Here is a 25280-nt window from a genome sequence, read left to right on the forward strand (position 1 = left end):
CATCAGGTTATATGCCAGTGAGCCCGCCCGTGCACAGCAGGGTCTGGCCGCTCACGTAGTCGGACTCGGGAATGCAGAACAGGTAGGCCGCGCCGGCGGCCTCCTCGGGCGTGCCGGCCCGGCCCAGCGGAATGTTCCGCTCCATCGCTGCCATCAGGTCCGGGTTCACGCCCACCTTGATCTCGCGTCCCTCGACCTGGATGGCGGCGTCGGAATCGGCGGTGGCCTCGGTCATGCGGGTGCGGATGAGGCCGTAGGCCACGCAATTGACCGTGGTGTTCAGGCGCCCCCACTCCTTGGCCAGCGCCATGGTCAGGCCCACGATGCCCGCCTTGGCGGCGGAGTAGTTGACCTGCCCCGCATTGCCGAAGACGCCCGAGACCGAGGAGACGTTGACCACCTTGCGCACCACACGGCGGCCGGCCTCGGCGTCGGCCCGGCTCAGCGCGCGGACCACCGGCTGCGCCGCGCGCAGGATGCGGAACGGCGCGGTCAGGTGCACGTCGATCATCGCGTCCCACTGCGCGTCGCTCATCTTCTGGATGACGTTGTCCCAGGTGTAGCCCGCGTTGTTGATGAGGATGTCCAGCCCGCCAAACGCGCCGGTGGCCGTGCCGATCAGCCGGTCGGCGAAACCGGCTTCGGCCACGCTGCCGCAGCAGGCCACCGCCTCGCCGCCCAGCGCGATGATCTCCTCGCGCACGGCCATGGCGGGTTCGTCGTCGAGGTCGTTGAGGACGAGCCGGGCCCCTTCGCCCGCGAGCTTGAGGGCCATCGCCCGGCCAATACCCCGGCCCGAGCCGGTGACCACGGCCACCTTGCCGCGCAGTTTTTCCGACATGGTGTGCTCCTCCTGTTTACCGGGCGGGTGCCGCCTCGGCGTCGTAGGCGCCGGCGCTGCCTTGCTGGCGCAGGACGGCGCGCTGGATCTTGCCGGTCGCCGTCTTGGGCAGGCTGTCCATCTGGCGCAGGTAGCGCGGCTTGGCGAAGCGTGGCAGTTGGGCGCTGGCCTGGCGGACGATGTCCGCCATGTCCAGCGCCGCTCCCTCGCTGGGCACCAGGGCGAGCATCACCTCGTCCTCCCCGCCCGCGCCCTGCGCCGGAACGGCGTAGGCCGCCACTTCATGGACGCCGGGCAACTGGCCCACCACGACCTCGACCTCGGTGGCCGAGATGTTCTCGCCCCGGCGGCGGATGCAGTCCTTGATGCGGTCCACGAAGGTGATAAGCCCCTGTTCGTCCCGCGTGCCTGCATCGCCCGTGTGGAACCAGAGGTTGCGCCAGGCCTCGACCGTTTTCGCCGGGACGTTCAGGTAGCCCGCCATGAAGCCGAAGGGCACCTTGGGCCGCACCAGGATTTCGCCCACTTGCCCGGCCAGCACCGGCACATCGGTCTCGGGGTCGGCGATGCAGATCTCGAAACGGTCCTCGTGCGCCCAGCCGGCCGCGTTCGGCGCAGCGTGCCCGATGCGCCCCCAGATGGGAATGCCGACCTCGGTCATGCCGAACCCAGACAGCACGTCCTTCACGCCGAAGCGCTCGCGGAACACGGCCTCGTGCTGGGCCGGGTTGGGCGCGCTCAGGCTGGCGCGCAGGCGGTGGTCGCGGTCCTGCTCCGTGGGCGGCTGGTTGATGACGAACATGGCCGTCGTGCCCAGGTGGTTGGTCAGCGTGGCGCCGCTGCGGCGGATGTCGGCCAGCCAAGTGCTGGCGCTGAACCGCTGCTTGAGGAAGGCCGGTATGCCCGCCAGCACCGTCGCCCCCAGTTGCATGAACAGACCGTTGGCATGGAACAGGGGCAGGCAAATGTAGTACTTGTCGGCCTCGGTGATCTCCAGGCTGCGTATCGCCCCCAGCCCGAGCAGGGCGCAGTGGCAGTGCGGCATCAGCACGCCCTTACTGGGCCCGGTAGTGCCGGAGGTGTACATGATGCAGAAGATGTCCTCGGGCCGGGGCGCGGGGCCTTCCCACGGCGCGCAGGCGCTGCTGTCCATCCAGGCCACCTGCCGCCAGCGTTCGGGCACGGCGGCGGGCGCGTCGCCCACCACGACCAGGGTGCGCAGGTGGGGCAGCTCATCCGCCAGGCTGGCGACGTGCTCGACCAGCGCGGAGTCCACCACGATGGTGGCCAGTTGGCAATCGTTCAACTGGTGGCGGAGGAAGGAGGAACGCAGCTCGGTGTTGAGCATCACCGCCGTGGCCCGCAGGTAGCCGATGCCGAACGTGGTCGCCACCATGGCGCAGCTGTTGGACATGAAGACGCCAACGCGCTCTTCGGGCTGCACGCCCAGTTGGTGGTGCAGGAAGCTCGCAAACCGCTGGCTGCTGGTGAACGCCTGCCCCACGGTGAAGGCGATGCCCTGGCTGTCCTCCAGCCAGGGCGCTGCGGGGCGGCTGGCGGCCCATTCGCGCAGGGCATCGGTCAGCGTGCATGCGTGGGGTTCGTGGATGCGGCTGTACATGGCCTTCTCTTTCAGACTTCGAGATCCTGGAGCCAGGGAACGTGGGCCAGCGCCTCCGAGGGCATGGGCTCCAGCTCCGAGCCCATCAGGCCGTTCCAGCGATTGAACCAGCCGACCATGGCCACGCAGGACACGATCTCGACGATTTCCTCCTCGGAGAAGACCTGCCGGGCCTGGTCGATGGCCTGGCCCGGTTCGCGCACCGGCAGGCTGCCGCCTGCGGTGGCGATGGCCAGCGCCTTGCGCTCCTGCTCGGTGTACCGAGGGTCGTCCCGGTAGGACGGCAGCGCGGCCAGCTTGTCCCAGCCCACGCCCAGGTGGTGGGCGGCGTGGACGAGGTGCGTCGTCGTATAGCGACAGCGCGCACCGCGCGCGGCTTCCGCGGCGATCAGGAAGCGCAGCGCCTGGGTGAGCTGCCCGTCGCCGCGCAGCGTCACGCTCAACAGCTTGAGCAGCGCGGGCACCACGCCGGGTTTGCGCGCCATGGTCAGCAGCGCATTCGGGCGGTAGCCGACGAAATCCACCAGCTCTTCGAGCACGGGGTCGCGCGAGCGGGGGTCGCTTTCATGCAGGGGCGCGATGCGCGCGGCGGTGCGGGCGTTCATGGGCATGCCTTGGATTGGGGTTTGCATGGGCACGGAGCGGTCACGCCGCTGCGCCCGTCGTGATGAGGCCCTCGACGTGGGCGCGCTGCGCGTCCAGTTCCTGGGCCGTGCCGGACCAGGCGACCTGGCCATGGTCCAGCACGTACTGGCGGTGGGCCAGCTTCAGGGGCACCTTGAGGTTCTGCTCCACCAGCACGATGCCGGTGCCCTGGCGATGGACTTCGCTGAACACGCGGACCAGTTGGTCCACGATGACCGGCGCCAGCCCCTCGGTGGGTTCGTCGAGCAGCAGCATGCGCGGGTTGCCCAGCAGGGCGCGCCCGATCGACAGCATCTGCTGCTCGCCGCCGGAGAGCTGGTCGCCGCCGAAGTCCAGCCGTTCCCGCAGGCGCGGGAAGGCGTCCAGCACCCGGTCGAGGGTCCAGTGCCCCGGCTGGTGGGCCAGCGCGCCGATCTTGAGGTTCTCCAGCACCGACAGGTTGGGGAAGATGCGGCGCGTGTCCGGCACCAGCGCCACGCCGAGCTTGGCGATGGCCTCCACGCCCAGGCCCGAAATGTCCTGCTCGCCCAGCAGGCGCCGGCCGGCCACCAGGGGCATCAGGCCGACCAGGGCCTTGAGCAGCGTGGTTTTGCCTGCGCCGTTGCGCCCGACGATGGCGACGATTTCATGGAAATCGATCCGCACGGAGATTTCTTCCAGCGCCAGGGCCTGGCCGTACCTGACGCTGGCTTTTTCGAGTTCGATCACTGCGCGTCCTCCCCAAGGTAAATCGACCGCACCGCTTCGTTCCTGCGGATGTCCTCGGGGGCGCCGCAGGCGATGACCGAGCCGTTGCTCATGACCACGATTTCGTGGGACAGCGACATCACCGCATCCATGTTGTGCTCGATCAGCAGCACCGTGCGCCCCTGCGCGGCCTTGCGGATCAGGGCCAGCGCGGCCTGGATCTCGTGGTGGCCGATGCCCGCCAGCGGTTCGTCCAGCAGCAAAATCCTGGGATCGGGCAGCAGGGTCACGCCCAGTTCCAGCGAGCGCTGCAGGCCGTAGGGCAGCGTGCCCGCGACGTCGTCGCGGTGGGCCGCCAGCCCCGTCAGCTCCAGGATGGCATCCAGCTGCTCGCGGAACTGCCGGTCGAAGTGGCGGCTCATCCAGAAGGGCTGGAACCCGGGCCGGCGGGACTGGGCCGCGACCAGCAGGTTCTCGGCCACCGTCATTTCGCCGAAGATCTTGATGATCTGGAAGCTGCGCCCGATGCCCATGCGGGCCCGTTCGTAGGCGGGGCGCTGGCTGATCTCCCGGCCGCCGCAGTACACCTTGCCCGCATGGCGCATCTGCCGCCCGGCCAGCACGTTCAGCAGCGTGGTCTTGCCCGCGCCGTTGGGTCCGATCAGGCCGTAGATGCAGCCCTCCAGGAATTCATGGCTGACGTCGTTGACCGCCTTCAGGGCGCCGTAGCTGACAGTCACGCCCTCGCACCGCAGTGCTGCCTGGCTCATCGCGCACCTCCGCGCCGGTTCTTCTGGTAGGCCGCGAAACCCTGCTCCAGCTCGCCAACGATGCCGCGCGGGAAGAAGATGGTTGCAAGGATGAACACCAGGCCCAGCACGCCGTACCAGTACTCGGTCCAGCTGCTCAGCCATTCCTTGAGCACCTCGAAGGCGATCACGCCGACGGTGGCGCCCCACAGCGAGCCGGAGCCGCCCAGCAGGGTCATGATGATCACGTCCCCCGAGGTGGTCCAGTGCAGCATCTGCGGGTTCATGTACATCAGCAGCGAGGCCAGCAGCGCCCCCGCCAGGCCGCTCAGGCCGCCCGAGATCACGAAGGTGATCTGCTTGTAGCGGTTGACGTTGAAGCCCAGTTGGTCGGCGCGGGTCTCGTTGCCACGGATCGCCGCGATCACGCGGCCGAACGGCGAACTGCGCAGCGAGATCACCGCCAGCATGACCAGGGCATACACGCCCAGCACGAACCAGTAGTAGTGGACGGGGTCGTAGAAGTCGATGCCCAGGAAGCCCGGGCGCTCCACGCCCGAGATGCCGTCCGACCCGCCAGTGAAGCCGCGCAGCTTGCTGTCCGCCAGGATGAAGATCAGCTGGGACAGCGCCAGGGTCACCAGCGCGAAGAAGATGCCGGACACCCGCAGCGCGAAGAAGCTGAACAGCAGGGCGAACGCAGCCCCCACGATGATGGCCAGGCCCACGCCGGCGGAGAAAGGCAGCCCGTATTTCTGCGTCGCCAGGGCCACGGCGTAGCCGCCCACCCCGAGGAAGGTGGCGTGCCCGAAGGACACCATGCCCAAAGCGCCGAACACGAAGTCGAAGCCGATGGCGAAGATCGCCCAGATGGCCGCCAGGGTGACCAGCTGGATCAGCGCTTCACTCGGGTTGAGGAAGGGCAGCAGGATGCCGGCCGCGGCCAGCAGCAGGCCGAAGCAGATGTCGAACAGGGAGAGTTTCATGCCGTCCTCGCCGCGCGGTAGAACAAGCCCTGCGGGCGCGTCAAGAGGGTGCCGATCAGCAGCACGAAGGTCATGATGTCCACCCAGCCGGGCAGGTACACGTAGCCCAGGGCACGCACCATGCCGATCAGCATGGACGCCGCGATCGCCCCCCGGATGTTCCCCAGCCCACCCAGGATCACGACGATGAAGCAGTCGATGATGGTGTTGGTCGCCATACCCAGCTCGATGGGGAACAGCGGCGCCGCGATCGCGCCCGCCAGGCCCGACAGGCCACAGCCCGTGGCGAAGACCGCCATGCGGATCGCGCCCACTGGCAGGCCCAGGATGCGCACCATTTCCGCGTCGCTGCTGGCGGCCCGCACGAGCATGCCGAAAGTGCTCTTCTCAAGCACCAAGTACAGGCCCGCCGAGACGAGAGCGCCGAACCCGATCACGAACAGCCGGTACATCGGGATCGTGCTGCCCAGCATGTCCACGGTGCCGTTCCACAGCGGCGGAATCGCCACCTCCTGGTAGCCGGGGCCCCAGACGAAGCGCACCACGTCGCTCAGGATCAGGATCAGGCCGAAGGTCAGGATCAGCTGGTAGAAGTGCGGGCGCTCGTAGAGCGGTCGCAGCGCCAGCTTCTCGATCACCGCGCCCGCCAGCGCGGTGAAGAACGTAGCGGCCAGCACGCCCATGAGGAACGAGCCCGTGCGCCGCCCCGTTTCATACGAGACGTAGGCGCCCAACATATAGATGGCACCGTGGGCAAAATTGATCACACCCAGCATGCCGAAGATGAGCGTCAGGCCCGCCGCCAGCAAAAACAGCAGCATGCCCAGGCTCAAGCCGATCACGATAGTTGACATAGCGATTCACCGAGTGCGGAAGGCCGGGGCGGCCTCCCGCTGCGGCCTTCAGTTCTTGCAGGCCTCGAACAGCTTCTCTTCGGGAAAGACCTTGGTGATCTTCATCGTCAGCGCGGGGGCTGGCGGGGTGCCCTGCACCACCTCGCCCCAGAAGCCCGGCTGCAGGGCCTGGTGGTCGCAGGCACGCATGGTCTTCTTGCCTTCCACGGAGTTCTCGCGGACGCTGGCGGCGAAGGCGTCCACCCACTTCTCCTTGTCCCAGGAGCCGGTCTTTTCCACCGTGTCCAGCCACCACGCCATGCCGTCGTAGGCCTCCCCGGCCGTCATGCTGGGGAAGATGCCGAACTTCTTGCGGTAGGCCTCGACGAACTTGCGGTTGGCGGCGGTGTCGATGGTGTGGTCGTAGCGCAGGCCGGAATTGACGCCCAGCGAGGCCGGCCCCACGGCCGCCGCCATGGTTTCATCGGCGGCCACGGGTCCGAAAAGCACCTTGCTCTTGCCCAGGTTCACCTGGCCGGCCTGCTTGAGCAAAGTAACCACGTCCGAGCCCGTCAGCATCAGCAGCACGCCGTCGGCGTCGGACTTGGCGATCTTGTCCACGATGGACGAATAGTCGCGGTTGCCCAGGGGCGGGAAGTCCTCACCCACGATCTGGATACCGTTGGGGCCGGTCTGCTGCTTGATCCACTCGTAGCCGTCACGGGTGGCCTGGTAGTCGGCGGTAACGATGTAGATCTTCTTGAGCTTCCTGTCCTGCATGTACGCCAGCGCCATGCGGTTTTCCATGCCCAGGTTGTTCGATGTACGGAAGGTGTAGCGGGAGCCGCCGGGCACGGTGATCTTGTCGTCCGCCGAGATGGTGACGAGGTGGGGCACCTTGCGCTGCTTGGCCAGGTTCATGACCGCCAGCGTGGAGGCGGAGCTGAGCGCACCGAAGATCATGTGCGAGCCCTCGGAGATCAGCTTGGTGGCCTTCTGCACGGCGGGCTGGGGCTTGGTTTCGTCGTCCTCCCAGGTGACTTCGATGGGCACGCCCATCACCTTGCCGCCGCGCTCCTCGACGGCGATCTGCACGCCCCGGCGCATGTCCTCGCCCAGCAGCCCGTAGGGACCGGAGAGCGACAGCACGCCGCCGATCTTGAACTTCTCGGGCTTGGACTGGGCATGCCCGTTGGACACCAGCCCCATGGCCGCCGCCGCGGCGACCACCATGCCCTTTTTAAACCATTTCGCAACGCTAACCATGATGTGTCTCCTGTCGTTGATTTGCATGTATTCCAGGTCAGCCGATGCGGGCGGAAATACCGCCATCGACCATGATTTCGGCGGACGTGACGTACTTGGATTCGTCACTCGCCAGCCACAGGGCCGTGGTGGCCACGTCCCATGCGTCTCCCATGTGGCCCATGGGGCACTGCCGGTCCCGCTTGGCCAGCATTTCCTCCTGCGACGCTTCCCGGTACCCGTCCGCCAGCGACAGCACGGGCTGTCGGACCATGGGCGTATTCATCAGGCCCGGCATCAGCACGTTCGAGCGGATGCCCCGCTTGGCGTATTCCAGGGCGACGCTGCGGGAGAAGCCGAGCACCGCGGCCTTCGAGGCGCTGTAGGACACGTAGGCCACGCCGCTGTCGCGCACGCCGGCTACCGAGCCGATGTTGACGATGCTCCCCCGGCCTTTCCGGAGCATGGAGGGGATCGCATGCTTGCAGGTCAGGAACATGGAGGTGAGGTTGATGTCGAAGACCAGGCGCCAGTCCTCCAGGCTCTGCTCGACGACCCCACCCAGGCGGGCGGTGCCGACGTTGTTCACCAGGATGTCGATGTCGCCATAGGTGGTCACGCAATCCTGGACCAGCGCTTCCACCGCGCCGGGGTCGGTCACGTCGCACTGGGCCACGCTCATGGCCCCGCCCTCTTCCCGCACGATCGACTCGGTCTCGCGCGCTGCGTCCAGGTGGATGTCGCAGCCATAGACCTTCGCCCCTTCGCGGGCGAACAACACGGCCATGGCCTTGCCATTGCCCCAGCCGGGCCCCGATGATCCGCAACCGGTGACCAGGGCCACCTTGCCTTCCAGGCGTTTCACCATGATCTCGTCCCTCAGTCCGCGCGCCCGTACAGGGTCACCACGGTGGCGCCGCCCAGGCCCGCGTTGTGCTGCAAGGCCAGGCGTGCACCCTCCACTTGGCGTGCTTCGGCGCTGCCGCGCAGTTGGTGGGTCAGCTCGTAGCACTGCGCCAAGCCGGTCGCGCCCAGCGGATGGCCCTTGGACAGCAGCCCGCCCGAGGGGTTGACGACGACCGCGCCGCCATAGGTGTTGCTGTCCGACTCGACGAAGGCCCGGCCCTCGCCGACGGCGCAGAAACCCAGGCCCTCGTAGCTGAGCAGCTCGTTCTGCGCAAAGCAGTCGTGCAGCTCGCACACGTCGATGTCCTGCGGTCCCACGCCTGCCGCCTCGTAGACCTGGCGGGCGGCCTCGCGCGTCATGTCGAAGCCCACAACGGAAATCGCGGACTTGTCGGCGAACGCGCCGGGGCGGTCGGACACCAGCGACTGCGCCAACACCTGCACGTTGGCGGAGAGGCCCATCTTCTGGGCGAACTTCTTGCTCACGAAGACGGCGGCAGCGGCGCCGCAGGTCGGCGGGCAGGCCATCAGGCGGGTCATGGCGCCGGGCACCAGGGGCGAGCTGGCCAGCACCTCCTCCACCGTCACCTCCTTGCGGAACAGCGCCAGCGGATTGCGCGCAGCGTGGCGGCTGGCCTTGGCGCGGATCCTGGCGAAGGTGTCCAGCGGGGTGCCGTACCGCTCCATGTGCTCGCGGCCCGCCGCGCCGAAGTAGCGGATCGCCATGGGCAGCTCGGGGTGGCCGAAGATCTCGTCCATGACCCCGTTGAAGTGGTCGAGCGGATCGGGCCGGTCGTCCCAGTACGCCCTCAGGGCGCCGGCGGGCATCTGTTCGAAACCCACCGCCAGCGCGCAGTCCGCCGAGCCGTTGGCCACGGCCTTGCGCGCCATGTACAGGGCCGTGGAGCCGGAGGAGCAGTTGTTGTTGACGTTGATCACCGGCACCCCGGTCATGCCGACCTCGTAGACCGCGCGCTGGCCGCTGGCCGAGTCGCCATAGACGTAGCCCGCATAGACGTCCTGCACGTCGGAGTAGGTGAGGCCCGCGTCCTGCAGCGCCTCGCGGATCGCCTGCGCAGCCATTTCCGGGTACGGCAGGTTGTCGCCGGGTTTCTTGAAAGGGGTCATGCCGACACCGGCAACGAGAACGGGCTCTTGCATTGCGATACCTCCGGGGTTGAATCACCAAACGTGCGTCAGGAAACCATGCGCTCCTGCGCGTGCCAATACTTCTTGCGGACTTCTTTCTTCAAGACCTTGCCCACCGCACTGCGCGGCAGCTGCGCGACGATCTCGACCTCCTTGGGCGCCTTGATGCTGCCCAGGCGGTCCTTGACGAACTGGATGAGCGCCTGCGGCTCCACGGACTGGCCCGGGCGCAGCTCGATGACCGCCCTGACGGCCTCGCCCCACTTGTCGTCGGGCACGCCGATGACGGCGCAGTCCTTCACGGCCGGGTGGGCCATGACGGCGGCCTCGACCTCGGACGAGAAGACGTTGAAGCCGCCCGTGACGATCATGTCCTTCTTGCGGTCAACGATGAACAGGAAGCCCTGCTCGTCGAAATAGCCCACGTCGCCCGTGCAGTGCCAGCCGTGGCGCTGCACTTCAGCCGTGGCCTCGGGGTTCTTGTAGTAGCCCTCGGTCACGATGTCGCCCTGCGCGACGATCTCGCCCACGGCCCCCGGCTGGGTGAGCAGGCTGCCGTCGTCGTCCATGACCGCCACCCGCGTGAAGGGGAAGCGGCGCCCCGCGCTCAGCAGGCGCTGGCGGGGCGCCACCTGCCCGTCGATGAAATGGTCCTCGACCCGCAGCACGGAGATCGCGCCAGGCACTTCCGCCTGGCCATAGATCTGCAGCATGACGGGGCCGAACACATCGATGGCCTCCGCCAGTTTGTCGGGCGACATGGGTGCGGCGCCGTACATGAGGTAGCGCAGCGCGGAAAAGTCGAAATCGCGGACGTTGGGCTGCGCCAGTAGCGTATAGATGACTGTTGGGGGCAGGAACAGCATGTTGACCCGCTCCTGCTCGATCACCTTGAGCAGGTTCTGCGGATCAATCCCGTCCATCAGGACAACGCGGCCACCGCGCGCCATGAAGGGCAGCGACACCAGCCCCGCCGTGTGGGTGATAGGTGCCGCCGCCAGCACGGTCATGCAGTCGGTAATGTTCATGGCCGACATATGGTTGGCCATGGTCGCCGTCAGGTTGCGGTGGCTGAGCATGACGCCCTTCGAGCGCCCCGTGGTGCCACCGGTACCCATGATCATGGCCAGCCCCCGCGGCTGCAGCGGCGCTGCGTACATCTCGGGCGGCTGGCCTTGGATCAACCGAGCAATCGACAGATCCGCCCCATCGGCCTCTTCCAGAGCTATGTAGTGACGAATGCGGGGGACCTTGCCGCGGATCTCGGCGACCTGGCTGATATAGCGGGCCTGATAGAAAAGGACGTCGCAGTCCATGTCCTGCAGGAACTCGATGTTGGTCTCCACGCTGTTGCGCGCATTAACGGGCAGCCAGACACCCCCTCCGCGCAACACCCCCAGCAGCGCCACGAAAGCAGCCCCGGCATTGCCGCTCAGCACTGCGCCGTGAAAACCAGGTGCGAGTCCCAAGGCCTGTAGCCCCCGTGCGATCTGGCACGTGAGCGCTCCCGCTTGCGCATAGGTGACGGCCGGGGTATCACGCCCGCAGTCCACGAAACAAGGCGCATCCGGATGGCTGGTAGCACCAGCATCGAAATAGTCCAGCAGATTCATTGCTGTGCTTCTCCGTTCAAGTCAAGTCTGGTTCGGTGGAACAGCTATCGCAGACAATTCACATGCCTGCGGCGGCGGCGTTCAGCTGGAGGCCTCTGCATTCGGTGATGCCCCTTGCATGCTGTTCAAGCGGTACCATTTCTTTTAAATTGGTACCATTAGACGCGCTCGATTGGTACCAAGTCAATTGACTTGGTACCATGTCTCATTAGGAGAAACCCGCATGAAAAAGAAGCTCACAGACGAAGAGTTCTTCGATGCGCTGACCCATCTGCTCCTGACGGAGGGGGTCAAAGGCCTGACCGTGGGTGAAATCGCCGCACGGCTGCACTGCTCGCGGCGGCGCCTCTACGACATTGCGCAGACGAAGGAAGAGATCTTCTGCGCCGTCGTGCAACGCTTTTTCGATAGCCTCCTGAGACAGGGCGAAGCACTGATCCACCGTGAACAGGATTTGACGACAGCACTCGCTGCCTACCTGGACGTAGGCGTCCAGGCGGCTAGTCGCATCGGTGTCCAGTTCCTGAAGGACGTCGAAGATTCAGCAGTTGCCAGAGGTATCTTCGATCACTACCAGCAGGTCCGTACCCTTAGGCTATCCCAACTCATCGACGATGGGGTACACCAGGGTGTCTTCGCACCCTGCCATGGGCTGGTCGTATCCGAACTCATTCTGGGAGCCGCACTAAGGCTGCGCCGCCCGGCATTCCTTGCCCAGGCCAATCTCACCCTTGAGGACGCATTCCAAGAGTTCTACCGGGTGCTGCTAGGTGGGCTACTGATCGACTCAGCCACACCAAAAGCGGCTCGTAGGGGCGTACGGGCAAGCCGAGCCACTTCGCAGCGCACCGTCACAAAGAAAGATACAGACCCTGATGAAGTCGGCACGATGCTAATTGCCGCCTGGAATCGCGGTTAGGGAAGGTCTGCACAACACCCGCTGCGACAAGCGCCGGCACGTGATGTTTCAAGACCTGCACGTTTTCCTAGTGGTTGAAGCTGGCAGTACTATGGTTGCCTGCCCGCTTCAAGCGCCTGATGCGCGCTGCGCCCCGGCCGGAAGCCGTAGCTGTGCTCGCTGAAGGTCGGATCGATGAGCGGTTGCAGCACCTGCAGCAGGGCCTGCTGGATCAACCTGTCCACCACGGTGGGAATCCCCAATTCCCGCGTCCCTCCGCCCGGCTTGGGTACCCGGAATAGTGGCGGCTTCTTCCGCGCCGTTCTGCTGCGCAACCTGCGGGCTTTCCTCGGGTACGTCTGCCTTCGTGAAGATGGTAGGCATCCAGCCGGTGCCCTTCGCCAGCCGCTCGGCCTCGCTGGCAATGTCGGCCTTCTTGAGCTTTGCCAGCCGGTGGACGCTCTCGGGCGCGAACTCGCCCACGGCTTGCAAAACCGCCGCCTTCGCAACGTGCTTGAAATAGCCTTCCGCCGTGGGTTGCCACCATACGGCCATGTCGAGGCCCACGGCCTGCGCCAGTTCCGCGCCGGGCTGCTGCGCCGTGCCGCGCGGCGTCACCACGTCCACCGTCGAAGCCACGCACACGGCCAGCAGCTTGACCAACTCGCCTTGCTCCATCGCCAGCAGCGCGACGAACAGTGCGGCGCTGTCCTCGGGCAACTTGCCGCCCCACGCCTGCTGCAATTCGCGGAGCGCTACGGCGGCGGGTGACTCGGGCCAGTCCGGTGCCATGCCTTCCAGCCGGTCTTGAATTTTCAGGCTCACGCCCAGCGGAATATCGTGGCCGTAGTAGCGGCCCTGCAAGACGGTCTGCACCATGCCATGCACCAGCACGGCCAGCGCCACATGTGGATGCTGGGCCACCTCGATTTGCAGCGCCGCCGTGCGGTGCGCGCTCAGGCGTTGGGCCAGCCGGTCGGAAATCGCTGCGGCCTTGGGCTGCTCGTCTTCCTCGCCTTCGTCATCGTTCGCGGCGTCCGGGTCGCTAAAGCCTTGGCGCAACTTCTCCAGCGTGCGAAGGGCTTTCGCCTCGGCCTCGCGCAGCAGCCCTCGATGAATCACGGCCTCGCCGTTGCGGTCGATGGTGACGATGGCACCGGCTGCGGCCTTCACATTCGCGCCGTATCCCTGCAAGCCTTCTTCCAGTGCCTGCAACTGCTCGCCCAGGGCTTCGCCTTCCTCCTGCAAGGCATCGGCCTTGTCCTCGTCGTCGGCGTCCATCGCGGCATCCACCGCTTCGGCCACCTCCTGCATCTTGGCTTGCAGCTTCTCGATGCGCTGCGCTTCGCGCTTGTTGGGTTCGCGCCGCTCCCTCGGGGCGCGCTGGAAGGCGTGCAGGTCGGCATGGGTCATGCCCGGCGTGGCATCGGCCCAAGCCCAGCCCTCGGCCTTCACCTCGGCGGCGATGCCCGCCAGCTTGTCCTGTGCCAGCCGTTCCAGCAATGCAGCATCAGTCAGGTACACGCCCGCGTCATCCTCCGCGAACAGGTCGCGGCGGATACCGCCGCCCTCCTGCTCGTAGGCGTCCAGCCCGACGAAGCGCACCAACGGATGCCGGTAAGCGTCGATTTCCCGTTCGGTGAGGCGTTCGCGCAAATGCGAAGGGTGGCGTTGCCACTGCGGGGCGTCGTAGAAAGCGGCTTCCTGCGCCGCGTGGTCATCCGTTCCGGCCAGGGCCATCAGCTGGTCCAGGCTCACGGCGTCGGCCCGATAGTCGGCCATCAGGCGCGGGGAGACATTCGCCAGCTTCAAGCGGCGCTGCACGACCAGCGGCGTGACACTGAAATCCGCCGCAATGTCCTCGATGGGCCGGCCTTCGGCCACCAGTGTCGCGAAGGCTTCAAATTGGTCTGCCGGGTGCATGGCTTCACGCTGCACGTTCTCGGTGAGGCTGGCCGTGCGCGCAGTGCCATCGGCCACCTGCAGGCAAGGCACGTCCCAATCCTTGGCGATGCGGTGCTTCTTCGCCAGCAGCTTCAACGCGGCCAGCCTGCGCCCACCGGCCACCACCTCGTAATGCAGGCCATCGGCGGCGGGAATCACGATCAGGTTTTGCAGCAGGCCCACGCGCTGGATGGATGCGGCCAGTTCAGGGATGGACATGCGCGGGGTCTTGCGCACGTTGCGGCCCGTGCGGCGCAGCACCAGACGCGACAGCGGCACCAGGATCATGTACTTGCTCGGGTCGGCGGCTTGCAGCACGTTCGCGGCGCTGCTGGCTGCGGTGTTGACGGCGCGGGCTTCGGTGGTGGTAACGGCGTTCATGGCGAATCTCCAATCAAGTGAAACAAGGGAATGGAGGGGAACCGCCCCTCCGGCGGGGGAACGGTTCAGGCCTTGAGGGCGCGCATGCCATCGGCCAGCAGCCACAGGGCGCGATTCAGGCGAATGTCGGAATCAATGCCCTGCACGGGGCGGGTTTGCTGCCTGCGGCCATTGGCGGCGCGGCCATGCAATCCGCCCTTGGTCAGGTTCTCCTGCGTGCGGTTAAACACGCTCCACAAGTCGGGGCGGCGATCCTCGAAGCGGCGCGGCATCAGGATTTGCGATTCCGTGACGGGCGCGGGCTTGTTCGGGTCGTCGTACTTCAAAGCCAGCGCGGCACGGGCGAACACTTCGGATTCGCCATCGTCCAAGGTGATGCCGCGCATCAGGTCGCGGGACTCCTGCACCCGGTCAAAGCCGCGCAGAACCTCGAAGGCGCCTTCGATGACTTGGCCCGCCACGTCGCCTTTGTGAGGCACGCGCACATCGGCAAAGGTGTCGCCGCACACCAGCCCATTGGCGCAGATAAATCTGAATTGCCCGGCCAGCATCTGATAGCTGCTGGTGCCATCGTGCGAGTTCAGCAGCACGATTTCGTTAGCTTCCGCGCCGTTGATCTGGCTGGCGTGGCGTAGGCGCAGCAGGTGTTTCGTGTGTTCGCGCCGCCTCTCGTTGCGTACACGGGTCTGGCACACCATGAAGGGCTGGAAGCCTTCTTTGCGAAGCTCAGTCAAAACCGTAGCCGTGGGGATGTAGCTGTATCGCTCCGAACGGCTCTCATGCGGGGAGTCCGCGAAGATGGACGGGGCCACGCGCCGGATTTGGTCATCCGACAGGGGATAGTCGGAACGCAGTGCGGGGGAATGGTTTGCGAAACGGGATGCGAGCATGTCTTTCTCCTGACTTGGCTGTTGAAGAAACACCGGATTCCTAGATTCGGAGCCCAGCCTTTCGGCTGTTCGGTGCAGTCGGCACGAGGAACCCGGTTGGCCCTGTTGCCACCGTCTTTCCTGAGTTCATCGCCCGCGACGGTCAGGAGCGCGCGGACGGGGGCCGTCAAGGAGACAAGCGCAGGGTTGGTGCGGCCCGCAGGCGCAGCCGAGGACACGGCCCTGCGCGCCTTGACGGCACACGGCCGCGGGCTACAGTCGCGGACAAGGTGATGAGTCAGGGAAGACGGCTGGACAAGGCAACGGCCCCTCAACACGCCGACCGCACGGCAAGCGAAGCGCGCAGGCCCGAAGCTGGAAGCCGGGCCGGAGGCGTCAGCCGACCGGAGGGAGGGGACGATGGAAGCCCGTCAGGGGCGAAACCCCGCAGGGGGTTCGATGCGCAGCACGACAGCGCGACCGGCCATCTCCCAGGTGGCCGGGGACGTCCACATGACTTCAACGAAATCCCCTTGGACTGCTACTCGCCCAGCCATCGGCACAATGGCAATGACATGGACATACGAGCCCTACAAGACGATGAACTGATGGCCCAGGCCCGAGACTGGCGGCAACGGGCACTGCGCGGAGAAAAAAACGCACGCGGCTTTGCGCACGAACTGGAATGCGAAGTGCGTCGGCGCTTCCCCAAGAACGACAGGCCCTTGACGCTGCCGCCCGTGCGCCTGCTGGGCACGGTGTCGCAGCCTATCCAGCGTCGATGGAAGCCCTGGTGAACGCCCAGGGGGAGTAGAGAAAAGGGGCGTGGCGCCCCTTGACAGAATCAGAAGACGATCCGCCCCGCCAGCCGCGCATCCCGCGCATAGGCACTCAGCCGCTTCTCGGCACGAAAGTGCAGATCGCGCTCGATCGGCAACCCCAGCCGCCCGCGCACGGTCGCCAGTTCCTGCAGGCTGACCCAGCCCAGCTCGGGCATCCCCAGGCCCAGATCGCACAGACCGAAAGCATGGTCGTGATCGTCCGGGTCGATCTCGGTCAGCAGCCAGGTCGCGCCGGCATCCGGTGTGAACAGCTTGAGCACAGGGGCCGGATCAAAGTCCGACGTTTCGGTGGATTGCCGGCCGTTGGCCAGCAGCAGCGCACGCTGCTCGTCGGTGATGAATGCGCAGTTCATGGTGAACTCCTGAAGGATGCCGGGCGGAATTGCCCAGCCCTTCCGGGGCACGGCGCAGCGCAAGCAGTCAAGGGTCATCGACGGCCGCAGGCCGCAAGCGCCATCGGCGCGCAGCCCTTGACGGCGAGCACGCCGTGGCACGATGAAGGAAACAGCAAGCCGCCCCTCCAACGAAGGCACGGACTGGCAAGCGAAGCGCGCAGCGCCACAGGCGCGGAGAAACCCGCACCGGGCGCAGCAGAAAAAATGCGCCGCCCCCGCAAGGACGACGCACCGAAGGCTGCGCAGCGCGATCAGTTCGCCGCCGGCACCGTCATCGACTGCAACTGCTCGATCACGCCAGGCTCAACGAACACGCAAGCCTGCTCGTCCGCGATCGGCACGTTGAACAACTGCGCGAACACCGTGCGTCGCAGATGGGCCAGCCGGCCCGTCCGGTATACCTGTTCGGGCTTCATGCGCCCGCCGGCCTGCGAGCCGCTGCGCTGCGGATCGCATTCGACCAGCGCGACAAAGCCATCGTCGGACAGCTTCTGATGCTCGGGGCACAGACCCCAGCCCGTCTTCGTATGGCGCTCCATGCTGGCGCGCAGGCGCTTGTCCAGCAGGATGGTGCCGGTATCGAACGCCGTGCCGCAAACGAGGCAAACGTGCTGTTCGAGGGAAACGTGTGATTTATCGTTCATGACGATCTCCGGTTGCACGGGCGGAATTGCCCGGAACCGTCGCCCCCACGGCGTAGCGCAGCAGTCAGGGGTCGCAGACGGCCGCCAGGACGCAAGCGCGCACAAGCGCGCGCCGCCCTTGACGGCGAGAACGCCGTGATACGGTGAAGGGAACAGCAAGACCGCTCACACCCGCCCACTGCAAACACCCACCTTTAGGCAAGCGCAGCGCGCAGGCCCGGATCAGCGAGCCGGGCCGGAGGCGTCAGCCGAGTGAAGCGAGGGAACGATGAAAGCCCGAATGGGGCGAAACCCCGCAGGGGATTCGATGCGCAGCACGACAGCGCGACGACGGCACGCCGGGACGCCCGAATGCGAGGAACAGAACTACTCGCTGTCCGTCTTGCGCTGCTCGATTTGCAACCGCGCCCGCTCGGTCGCCTGCTGCAACCGCTCGCCCAGCACGGCGCGCGGTGGCAAGCTGGTCAGGTACTCGGCCACGTGGATGCCCGACTTGTCCAGTTCCAGCAGCTCGATCTGCTCGGACTTCTTGCCGGTGCAGAGGATGATCCCCAGCGGTGAGGCTTCTTCGGACTCCCGCTCGTGCAGGTCGAGCCAGCGCAGGTACAGCTCCATCTGCCCCTTGTAAGCGGCCTTGAACTCGCCGACTTTCAACTCCACTGCCACCAGCCGCCGCAGCTTGCGGTTGTAGAACAGCAGGTCGAGGTGAAAGTCGTCGCCGTCGATCTGGATGCGCTTCTGACGGGCAACGAACGTGAAGCCCACGCCCAGCTCCAGCAGGAAGGATTCCATTTCGCGGATGATCGCGGCCTCCAAGTCGCCTTCCTGCCAGGTGTCTCGCAGGCCCAGGAAATCGAGGATGTACGGGTCTCGCATGACCAGAGCGGGCGACATGCGCTGCGCATCGCGCATCCTCGCCAGCTCTTGCGCAATCGTCTCGTCCGGCTTTTGAGATAGCGCCGTGCGCTCGTACAGCATCGAGTCGATGCGCTCGCGCAGCGTCCGCACGCTCCAGCGCTCGATGTTGGCCATCTGTGCGTAGTAGTCTCGCTGGAGCGGGTCTTTCAGCGGCAGCAAGGCCACGAAATGCGACCAGCTCAATTGTCGTGACAGCGTCACGACAATTGGCTCGTCCGTGTAGGTAGCCGCGAACTGCACCATCCGGCGCAGGTTCTTGTCCGCGAAGCTGCGGCCGTAGTCCTGCACAAGCTGCGCAGCCAAGGTCGGCAGGATCTCATCACCGTATCCGGCCCGCTGACCAGCCAGCACTTCCGTGTGGATGCGCTGGCCGATGCGCCAAAACAGCAAGGTCAGCTCGGCGTTGACCGCTGACGCGGCGCGCTGCCGCGCCGCGTCGATCAGTACTCGAATGTCGCCCAGCAGCGTGGCTGGTGCCACAGATGACGCCACGGCTGCTTTGCGCCTGTTCATGCCGTGACCTCCTTCTGGTCCTGCATCAGATTCGGCGCAGCCCGCTTGGAATCAGGCGGCACGGCGCGCGTGGCGGCTTTGCGATGCCGGAATGGACGGTAGTTACCCAGGCTGGTGCGGGTCTTGTCGTCGTCCGTGACCACAGGAGACGGCTTCGGCAGCGCAGCCGGCGCATGGCCGTCGATGGCGCCCCGGCGTAGGGTGGCCACTTTCTCGGCAGCGGCACGCACCGGGTCATCCTCTGCATGGACATACGCCATGAACTGCGTGACGGTCTTGTGCGCAGTCAGCGCCATGCCGACCTTGATGGGGATACCGGAGTTGGCAATGTCGGTCGCCGCACGATGACGGATGCCGTGTGTTCCGACATGCGCTACCTCTGCGCGGCCTAAGATGCGCTTCCAGCCGTTGTAGTACGTGCTCTCGGGCAATGGCTTCTTGGCATCAAAGATGGCTGGACACACGTAAGGCGAGTTGTCGATGCGGGGCGCATTGCGCAGCAACTGGTACGCCGCCTCGCTCATCGGCTTGGACATATCGCCCGTCTTGCTGTCAGACCAGACGACCCGGCGATTCTCGAAATCCACCCAAGCCCATTCGAGCGTGCGGATTTCGGTCATCCGCGCGGAAAACTCGAATTGCAGGCGAACCGCCAGCGTCACGGTCGGATGCTCCAACCCCAGGGCATCCGCACGGTCGAGGTAAGCATAGAGCCGCCCCAGTTCCTCGTTGTTGATATACCGCGTCTCGCCGTCCTCGCGGTACTTGGGGACGTGTCGGCATGGATTGGAGCCGTCAGGCCGGTAGCCCCACACCTCGGCCATGTTGAACATCTTGCGCAAACAGGCCAGAACCCGATTGGCCGTAACGCCGATCTTTGCCTTGTCCTTCATCAGCGTGGTGATGTGCGCCCGCGTTACGTCCGGCACCTTGAGCTTGCCCAGGGTAGGCAGGATGTGGCGGTCGATGTAGCCCTGGTAGGAATCGACCGTCCGGGGCTTGTTGCGCGGCTTGGAGTATTCCTCGATGAACTGCCCGCACAGTTCCTTGACCGTCGGGGCCATGCGGGCAGCCAGCTTGGCGGCGCTGGGGTCGTCGCCCTTGCGCACGTCGGCCAGCCAGTCCTGTGCGATCGACCGCGCTTGCTCGACGGTCAGCTCGCCGAACTGGCCGATCTTCGGCTTGCGGCGCTCGCCCCAGTTCGTGCGGTACTGGAGCATGAAGACCTTGCGGCCGTGGGCGGTGACTTTGCAGAGAAAGCCGGGGACAATGGTATCCCGCAGTTCGTAATCCTTGCCGGTGACTTCTGCCGTATCGACAGCGGATTTGGTGAGTTTGATCTTAGCCATGACGCCTCCTAGTTCGAGATCGAACGCAGGAACCAGCCAGGAGCCACGGCATCAGAATGTCTGCCGCAATCGGTCTGGTCTAGGCGTAAGGCTAAACGGGACTAGCCTCTTGGAAAACCAAGCGCAGCAAGGCTCTGCGGGTTCCAGCGTGGTCTCATGCTAGTCTCGGGACTCAATCTCAAAATCCCCCACCGAAAGGTGTGCCGGTTCGATTCCGGCCCCGGGCACCACGTTTTCAGCGCTTCTCGACGAGAGCGCCTGTCAATGGCGAACGATGTGTTCCGCGACACGTTCCGCTTTTCTCTTCGCTGGGCAGCACTGAACGGGCTCGCGCAGCACAGGCCTTCGCCCTTCTGATCCACGACCCGCTGTCGAAAGAAAGGGTGGACGCGTACCGGCGCAGCGGCATGGCCCGGCACCGGAGGCTCCCGGCCCCGGATGGCTCTCACGCGGCCTCGGGGCGCGCCTCCGCGTTTCCAGGCGGGTCGACCCGCGTCCCCCAGTTCTTCTGCTGTTCCTCCAGGTGGCGCCGGATGAAATCCATCAGCGTTCGCGTGGCCAGCGCGGGGAAGCGGTTCGATGCTGTGAGCATGTAGATCCCGTCGCCCACGCCTTCCGGGTCGTAGTCGCCCAGGACCTCGATCACCTGCCCGGACGCCAGCTGCCGCCACACCGCATAGCGGGGGAGCAGGCCGATGCCGAGCCCCGCCATCATCGACTCGAAGATGAAGCGGTAGTCGCCCGACTGGATGCGCGGGGTCACCCGCAAGGCCAGCGGGCTGCCGGAGGCCCGGAGCTTCAGGTCGAAGTGCCGACCCATCGAGGCCGGGGCGATCAGGTCGCAGCGCGTCAGGTCCTGCGCATGCACCACGGGCGCCTGCCTGGCGAGGAACTCCGGCGTGGCGCACAGGCACCAGCTCACGTCGCAGATTCGCCGCGCGACATGGTCCTCGGGCGGCCGGGAGGTGACCTTCAGCGCGACGTCGACCTCCGCGGAGATCACGTCGGAGATGTAGTCGTTGATCAGCACCCGCAGCGAAATGTCGGGGTACTGCCGCGCGAAGTCCATCAGCACGGGCGTGAGGTAGAGATGCCCCAGGCCGGTGGGCAGGCGGATGCGCACGTCGCCCCGCACGGTCTGCCCCAGGCTGTCGATCGACGAGGCGGCCGCCTGCATCTCGTCGAGCATGCGCAGCCCGTGCGCGTACAGATGGCGCCCGGCTTCCGTGAGCTCGATGTGCCGCGTGGTGCGCAGCATCAGCTGCGCATTCAGCCGCAACTCCAGCGCCTTCAGGCTGCGCGAGACGTTCGATCGCGTCATGCCGCTGGCCACGGCCGCGGCCGTGAGCGTCTTGGATTCGACCATCCTCACGAAAAGCCGAATCAGATTCAGGTCAAAAGAATTGTCAATCATGGCTCACCACGGATGGCACAGATGGACGAATTGTAGAGATCGAGAATCAATTTAGTATCAACTATTGCCACGTTTTGGTGCCTTAAATTTTTAAGGAGTTCGACATGGGACGTATGGAAAAGTTTTCACCACAATTGAAGAAGATCATTGCCATATCGGCAACTCTTGTTATTGGATTGTCTCCAGGATGGGCGGCCGATTTCCCGGAGACGGGCAGCACGATCACCGTGATCGTGCCATTCGGCGCGGGTGGCATGGTCGACCTCATGGCGCGCACGCTGGCGCCCTATTGGGATGCCAAATGGGGCACACGCACGGTCGTATTGAACCGGCCGGGCGCCAATGGCCAAATCGCATTGACCGAAATGCTGCGCCAAAAGCCCGATGGCCAGACCATCGCTTTCACGCAGGGCTTCGACACCCAGATGAGCTACCTGAATGCGGAGGCCAAGGCGCCCTATTCGCGCAGCAGCTTCACGCCGGTCGGATTGGTCCAAAGCACGCCCTCGGTCTGGGTCGTCAGGGCCGACAGCCCCTACCGCACGATGGGCGCCTTGCTCACGGCGGCCCGCAGCCGCCCCGGGGAATTGAATTTCGGCACGCCGGCCAGCCGCGGGCCCGCCGTTCTCTACCTGGAGGAATTCGAGAAGAAGGCCGGCGCGCGGCTCAACAGCGTCCCGTTCAACGACGCGCCCTCGATGGTCGGTGCCCTGCTGGGCGGGCACATCGATCTCGCGATCTCCAATCCGGCGGTGGTGCTGCCGCACGTGCGGGCTGGCCGCCTGCGCGCGCTCATGGTCAGCGGCGACACGCCGCTCAAATACTTTCCCGACACGCCGGCGTCCGCTTCGCTGGGGCTGGAGATCTCCAAGCTGGGCAGCAACACCGGGCTGACCCTGGCCCGCGGGACGCCGGAAGCCGCGGTCCAGGCCTGGTCGGCCATGCTCGAAAGCCTCACCTCGGACCCGGCGCTGCGCGCCCGCATGGACGAGATGGCGGTCCAGTTGGCGTATGCGACGCCCGCCGACTACGCCCAGTCCTGGACCGCCACCGATGCCGAAGTCCGCAGGATCCTGCTGCGCGTGTCCGGCGACGTCAGGCCCGTCCAATGAAGCCGGCACTCGCCACGGCGGCGCAGGCGCTGCCGGTCACCCTCCTCGGGGGCTACCTCGGCGCCGGCAAGACCACGCTGGTCAACCACCTGCTGCGCAACGCCCAGGGCCGCCGCATCGCGGTGCTGGTCAACGACTTCGGCGACCTCGGCATCGACGGCGACCTGATCGAGGCGCGCGAGGACGACGTCATCAGCCTGGCCGGCGGCTGCATCTGCTGCAGCTTCGGCGGCGATCTGATGGCCGCCCTGCTGCGCACCCGGGACCGCGCGGCAGCGCTGGACCATGTGCTGATCGAGACCAGCGGCGTGGCCCTGCCGGCCAGCGTGGCCCGGACGCTGCAGCTGGTCCAGGGGCTGCGGCTGAACGCGGTCGTGGTGCTGGCCGACGCCGGCGCCATCCAGCAACAGGCCGCGAACGGCTATGTGGGCGAGACGGTGCGCTGCCAGCTGCAGCAGGCCGACCTGCTGGTGCTGAACAAGCTCGACCTGTTGCCTGCGCCCCCCGCGCCCGACCTCGGCCCGTGGGTCGCGCAGCAGGCGCCGCAGGCCTTCGTGCTGGAGGCCACGCAGGGCCAGGTGGCGCCCGAACTGCTGTTCGACATGCCGATCCCGCGCGGCGCCACGGCGCGCCACCAGGAGACGAGGCCAGCCGAGCGACCGCTGGACCTGCGCGCCGGCGCCCACGGCATCTTCCGCAGCCTCAGTTTCGCCTTCGCCGGCGCAGTGGACGTGGAGGCGCTCGCGCGGGCGCTGAGCGCGCATCCCGACCGGATCGTGCGCGCCAAGGGCCTGCTGCGCGGCGCCGACGGGACGGCGGTGCAGCTGCAGCTGTCCGGCGCCCGCTGCCTCACGACGCCGTGGAAGGGCAGGCCCTTCGCCACCGGCCGCCTGGTGTGCATCGGCCCGGCCGCGATCTGGAACGAGACCGTGCTGCGCGCGCTGGTCTGGCGGCACGCCGTGCCGAGCGCAGCTTCCGCACCTCCCGCGCTGACCGACGCCGGCCAGCGCGCCTGAACCCCACCCCGCAAGCCATCCCACCATGACGACCACGCTCTACCCCGCGCGCAAGATCATCACGATGAACCCCGACCGGCCCGTGGCCGCGTGCGTGGCGGTGCGCGATGGCCGGGTGCTCGGCGCGGGCACGCAGGACGAACTGGCAGCCTGGGGCGCGCACCGGGTCGACACGCGCTTCGCGCACAAAGTGCTCATGCCGGGCTTCGTCGAGGGCCACTGCCACCTGTCTCAGGGCGCGCTGTGGCGCTTCGTCTATGTCGGCCCGCACGAGCGCATCGACCCCGACGGACGCCTGTGGCCCGCGCTCACCACGCTGGCGGCGGTCATCGCGCGCTTGCGGGCGGCCCACGAGCGCTCGCCGCAGGCGCCGGTGATCGGCTGGGGCTTCGACCCGCTCTCGCTGGCGGGGCCGCGCTGCAACCGGCACGACCTGGACACCGTGTCCGAGCGGCAGGCCGTCGTGCTGATGCACGCCAGCCTGCATGTCATCAGCACCAACACCGCGGGCCTGCAGGCGGGCGGCTTCCTGCGCCCGGGCATCGACTATCCCGGGCTTCCGCCGGGCCCGGACGGACTGCCGGCCGGCGAGCTCCGCGGGCCGGACGCCATGTGGCCGGTGGCCGAAGCGGCCGGGCTGAGCCGCCAGCTGCTGGCGGCCGACGCCGACGGCATCCAGGCCTTCTCCCGGCTGTGCGTGCGCACCGGCGTCACCACCGCGGCCGACCTGGCCAATCCGCTGTCCGACGAGATCGTGGACATGATGCGGCGCGTCACCGGCGCGCCCGATTTCCCCCTGCGCGTGGTCTCGATGCAGCGCATGGCCGGGCAGGGGCCGGTGGAAACGGTCGCCAACGCCTTGCGCCTCAAGGCGCTGAGCAGCGACCGGCTGCGCCTGGGCTTCGTCAAGGTCGTGGTCGACGGCTCGATCCAGGGCCTGACGGCGCGCGTCCGGTGGCCCGGCTACTTCAACGGCGCCCCCAACGGCCTCTGGTACGTGGCACCCGAGCAGCTGTGCACGCTGCTGTCGCACGCGCTGGGCAGCGGCGTGCCGGTGCATCTGCACACCAACGGCGACGAGGCCACGGAGCTGGCGCTGGACTGCATGCAGACCGCGCTGGCCGAATCGCCGGCGCTCGACCACCGCTTCACGCTCCAGCACGCACAGATGAGTTCCCGGGCGCAGTTCCTGCGCATGCGGGCGCTGGGGCTCTGCGCCAACCTCTTCGTCAACCACCTGTACTACTGGGGCGACATCCACTGCGCGCAGACGCTGGGCCCGGAGCGCGCCGAGCGGATGAATGCCTGTGCCAGCGCCATCGAGGCCGGCGTGCCCTTCGCCATCCATTCCGATGCGCCGGTCACGCCGCTGGCCCCGCTGTTCACCGCCTGGTGCGCGGTCAACCGCCTCACGTCCTCCGGCCGGGTGCTGGGCGCGGCGCAGCGCATCGGCACCGCGCAGGCGCTGCACGCCATCACGCTGGGCGCGGCCTACACGCTGGGCCTGGACCACGAGATCGGCTCGATCGAGACCGGCAAGCACGCCGATTTCGCCGTGCTGGACGACGACCCGCTGGACGGCCCGCCGGGCGCGCTGAAGGACATCGGCATCTGGGGGGTCGTGCAGGGCGGACGGGTCTTCCCGGCCGCCACGCCGATGCCCGCGACCCGCATGGCGAACCGGGCAGCAGAGATCCATCCGTAGAGAAC

Annotated in this window: 22 protein-coding genes and 1 pseudogene; 4 read left to right on the forward strand and 19 right to left on the reverse strand. The window is 66.7% G+C overall.

What is annotated here, in order from left to right:
* Positions 1-7: 7 nt before the first annotated feature.
* The 11 genes from A9977_RS09280 to A9977_RS09330 all read right to left on the reverse strand — a co-directional run bounded on the left by A9977_RS09280 (position 8) and on the right by A9977_RS09330 (position 11275).
* Entirely contained in the window at positions 8-841 is an 834-nt protein-coding gene (locus tag A9977_RS09280; RefSeq protein WP_016452556.1) for an SDR family NAD(P)-dependent oxidoreductase, read from the reverse strand.
* A gap of 16 nt (positions 842-857) precedes the next feature.
* Complete coding sequence (locus A9977_RS09285) at positions 858-2462, reverse strand: AMP-binding protein (RefSeq protein WP_016452557.1); 1605 nt, start codon at positions 2460-2462, stop codon at positions 858-860.
* An 11-nt stretch (positions 2463-2473) separates the two neighbouring features.
* The gene (locus tag A9977_RS09290; RefSeq protein WP_016452558.1) at positions 2474-3067 is read right to left on the reverse strand and encodes a carboxymuconolactone decarboxylase family protein; all 594 of its coding nucleotides are present in this window, start codon (positions 3065-3067) and stop codon (positions 2474-2476) included.
* A 40-nt stretch (positions 3068-3107) separates the two neighbouring features.
* Positions 3108-3815, reverse strand: coding sequence for an ABC transporter ATP-binding protein (locus tag A9977_RS09295; RefSeq protein WP_016452559.1), 708 nt, complete (start codon positions 3813-3815; stop codon positions 3108-3110).
* Positions 3812-4564: an ABC transporter ATP-binding protein gene (locus A9977_RS09300; protein ID WP_016452560.1), complete on the reverse strand. Its 753-nt coding sequence runs from the start codon at positions 4562-4564 to the stop codon at positions 3812-3814. Before A9977_RS09300 ends, A9977_RS09295 begins: the two co-directional genes overlap by 4 nt.
* Complete coding sequence (locus tag A9977_RS09305) at positions 4561-5529, reverse strand: branched-chain amino acid ABC transporter permease (RefSeq protein WP_016452561.1); 969 nt, start codon at positions 5527-5529, stop codon at positions 4561-4563. The genes A9977_RS09300 and A9977_RS09305 overlap by 4 nt, the downstream gene beginning before the upstream one ends.
* Positions 5526-6371, reverse strand: coding sequence for a branched-chain amino acid ABC transporter permease (locus tag A9977_RS09310; protein WP_296728518.1), 846 nt, complete (start codon positions 6369-6371; stop codon positions 5526-5528). The genes A9977_RS09305 and A9977_RS09310 overlap by 4 nt, the downstream gene beginning before the upstream one ends.
* Before the next feature lie 60 nt (positions 6372-6431).
* The gene (locus A9977_RS09315; protein ID WP_259651879.1) at positions 6432-7595 is read right to left on the reverse strand and encodes an ABC transporter substrate-binding protein; all 1164 of its coding nucleotides are present in this window, start codon (positions 7593-7595) and stop codon (positions 6432-6434) included.
* A 70-nt stretch (positions 7596-7665) separates the two neighbouring features.
* Complete coding sequence (locus A9977_RS09320; protein WP_016452564.1) at positions 7666-8475, reverse strand: SDR family NAD(P)-dependent oxidoreductase; 810 nt, start codon at positions 8473-8475, stop codon at positions 7666-7668.
* Positions 8476-8486: 11 nt separating this feature from the next.
* Positions 8487-9674: a lipid-transfer protein gene (locus A9977_RS09325; protein WP_016452565.1), complete on the reverse strand. Its 1188-nt coding sequence runs from the start codon at positions 9672-9674 to the stop codon at positions 8487-8489.
* A 35-nt stretch (positions 9675-9709) separates the two neighbouring features.
* A complete protein-coding gene (locus A9977_RS09330; RefSeq protein ID WP_016452566.1) occupies positions 9710-11275 on the reverse strand; it encodes an AMP-binding protein in 1566 nt (521 codons plus the stop codon).
* 223 nt (positions 11276-11498) lie between these two features.
* Between A9977_RS09330 and A9977_RS09335 the strand changes: the two genes are divergently transcribed.
* Entirely contained in the window at positions 11499-12194 is a 696-nt protein-coding gene (locus A9977_RS09335) for a TetR/AcrR family transcriptional regulator (RefSeq protein ID WP_016452567.1), read from the forward strand.
* A gap of 89 nt (positions 12195-12283) precedes the next feature.
* Here A9977_RS09335 and A9977_RS34205 read toward each other — a convergent pair whose 3' ends face one another.
* The 8 genes and pseudogenes from A9977_RS34205 to A9977_RS09375 form a co-directional block, all read right to left on the reverse strand.
* The gene (locus A9977_RS34205; protein WP_349675195.1) at positions 12284-12421 is read right to left on the reverse strand and encodes a hypothetical protein; all 138 of its coding nucleotides are present in this window, start codon (positions 12419-12421) and stop codon (positions 12284-12286) included.
* Positions 12422-12476: 55 nt separating this feature from the next.
* A pseudogene (locus tag A9977_RS09345) lies at positions 12477-14498 on the reverse strand (ParB/RepB/Spo0J family partition protein); the annotation flags it as partial.
* A 65-nt stretch (positions 14499-14563) separates the two neighbouring features.
* Positions 14564-15388, reverse strand: a complete 825-nt coding sequence (locus A9977_RS09350) for a DUF932 domain-containing protein (protein ID WP_016452569.1) — start codon at positions 15386-15388, stop codon at positions 14564-14566.
* A gap of 823 nt (positions 15389-16211) precedes the next feature.
* Positions 16212-16562 carry a DUF2958 domain-containing protein gene (locus A9977_RS09355; RefSeq protein WP_016452570.1) on the reverse strand — a complete coding sequence of 117 codons (351 nt, stop codon included), beginning with the start codon at positions 16560-16562 and terminating at the stop codon, positions 16212-16214.
* 293 nt (positions 16563-16855) lie between these two features.
* A complete protein-coding gene (locus tag A9977_RS09360; protein ID WP_016452571.1) occupies positions 16856-17248 on the reverse strand; it encodes a hypothetical protein in 393 nt (130 codons plus the stop codon).
* A gap of 366 nt (positions 17249-17614) precedes the next feature.
* A complete protein-coding gene (locus A9977_RS09365; protein ID WP_016452572.1) occupies positions 17615-18679 on the reverse strand; it encodes a YhcG family protein in 1065 nt (354 codons plus the stop codon).
* Positions 18676-20028, reverse strand: coding sequence for a site-specific integrase (locus A9977_RS09370; protein WP_016452573.1), 1353 nt, complete (start codon positions 20026-20028; stop codon positions 18676-18678). The genes A9977_RS09365 and A9977_RS09370 overlap by 4 nt, the downstream gene beginning before the upstream one ends.
* A 445-nt stretch (positions 20029-20473) precedes the next feature.
* Positions 20474-21394 carry a LysR substrate-binding domain-containing protein gene (locus A9977_RS09375; RefSeq protein ID WP_405054676.1) on the reverse strand — a complete coding sequence of 307 codons (921 nt, stop codon included), beginning with the start codon at positions 21392-21394 and terminating at the stop codon, positions 20474-20476.
* 152 nt (positions 21395-21546) lie between these two features.
* Between A9977_RS09375 and A9977_RS09380 the strand changes: the two genes are divergently transcribed.
* Genes A9977_RS09380 through A9977_RS09390 form a run of 3 tightly spaced genes read left to right on the forward strand, consistent with a single transcriptional unit; the run spans position 21547 to position 25275 of the window.
* Positions 21547-22554, forward strand: a complete 1008-nt coding sequence (locus A9977_RS09380; protein WP_183024561.1) for a tripartite tricarboxylate transporter substrate binding protein — start codon at positions 21547-21549, stop codon at positions 22552-22554.
* Positions 22551-23570: a GTP-binding protein gene (locus A9977_RS09385; RefSeq protein ID WP_183024562.1), complete on the forward strand. Its 1020-nt coding sequence runs from the start codon at positions 22551-22553 to the stop codon at positions 23568-23570. The genes A9977_RS09380 and A9977_RS09385 overlap by 4 nt, the downstream gene beginning before the upstream one ends.
* Before the next feature lie 25 nt (positions 23571-23595).
* Positions 23596-25275: an amidohydrolase gene (locus tag A9977_RS09390; protein ID WP_183024563.1), complete on the forward strand. Its 1680-nt coding sequence runs from the start codon at positions 23596-23598 to the stop codon at positions 25273-25275.
* Positions 25276-25280: the final 5 nt, after the last annotated feature.

The organism is Variovorax sp. UMC13 (assembly GCF_014170375.1).
Classification (GTDB): Bacteria; Pseudomonadota; Gammaproteobacteria; order Burkholderiales; family Burkholderiaceae_C; genus Variovorax.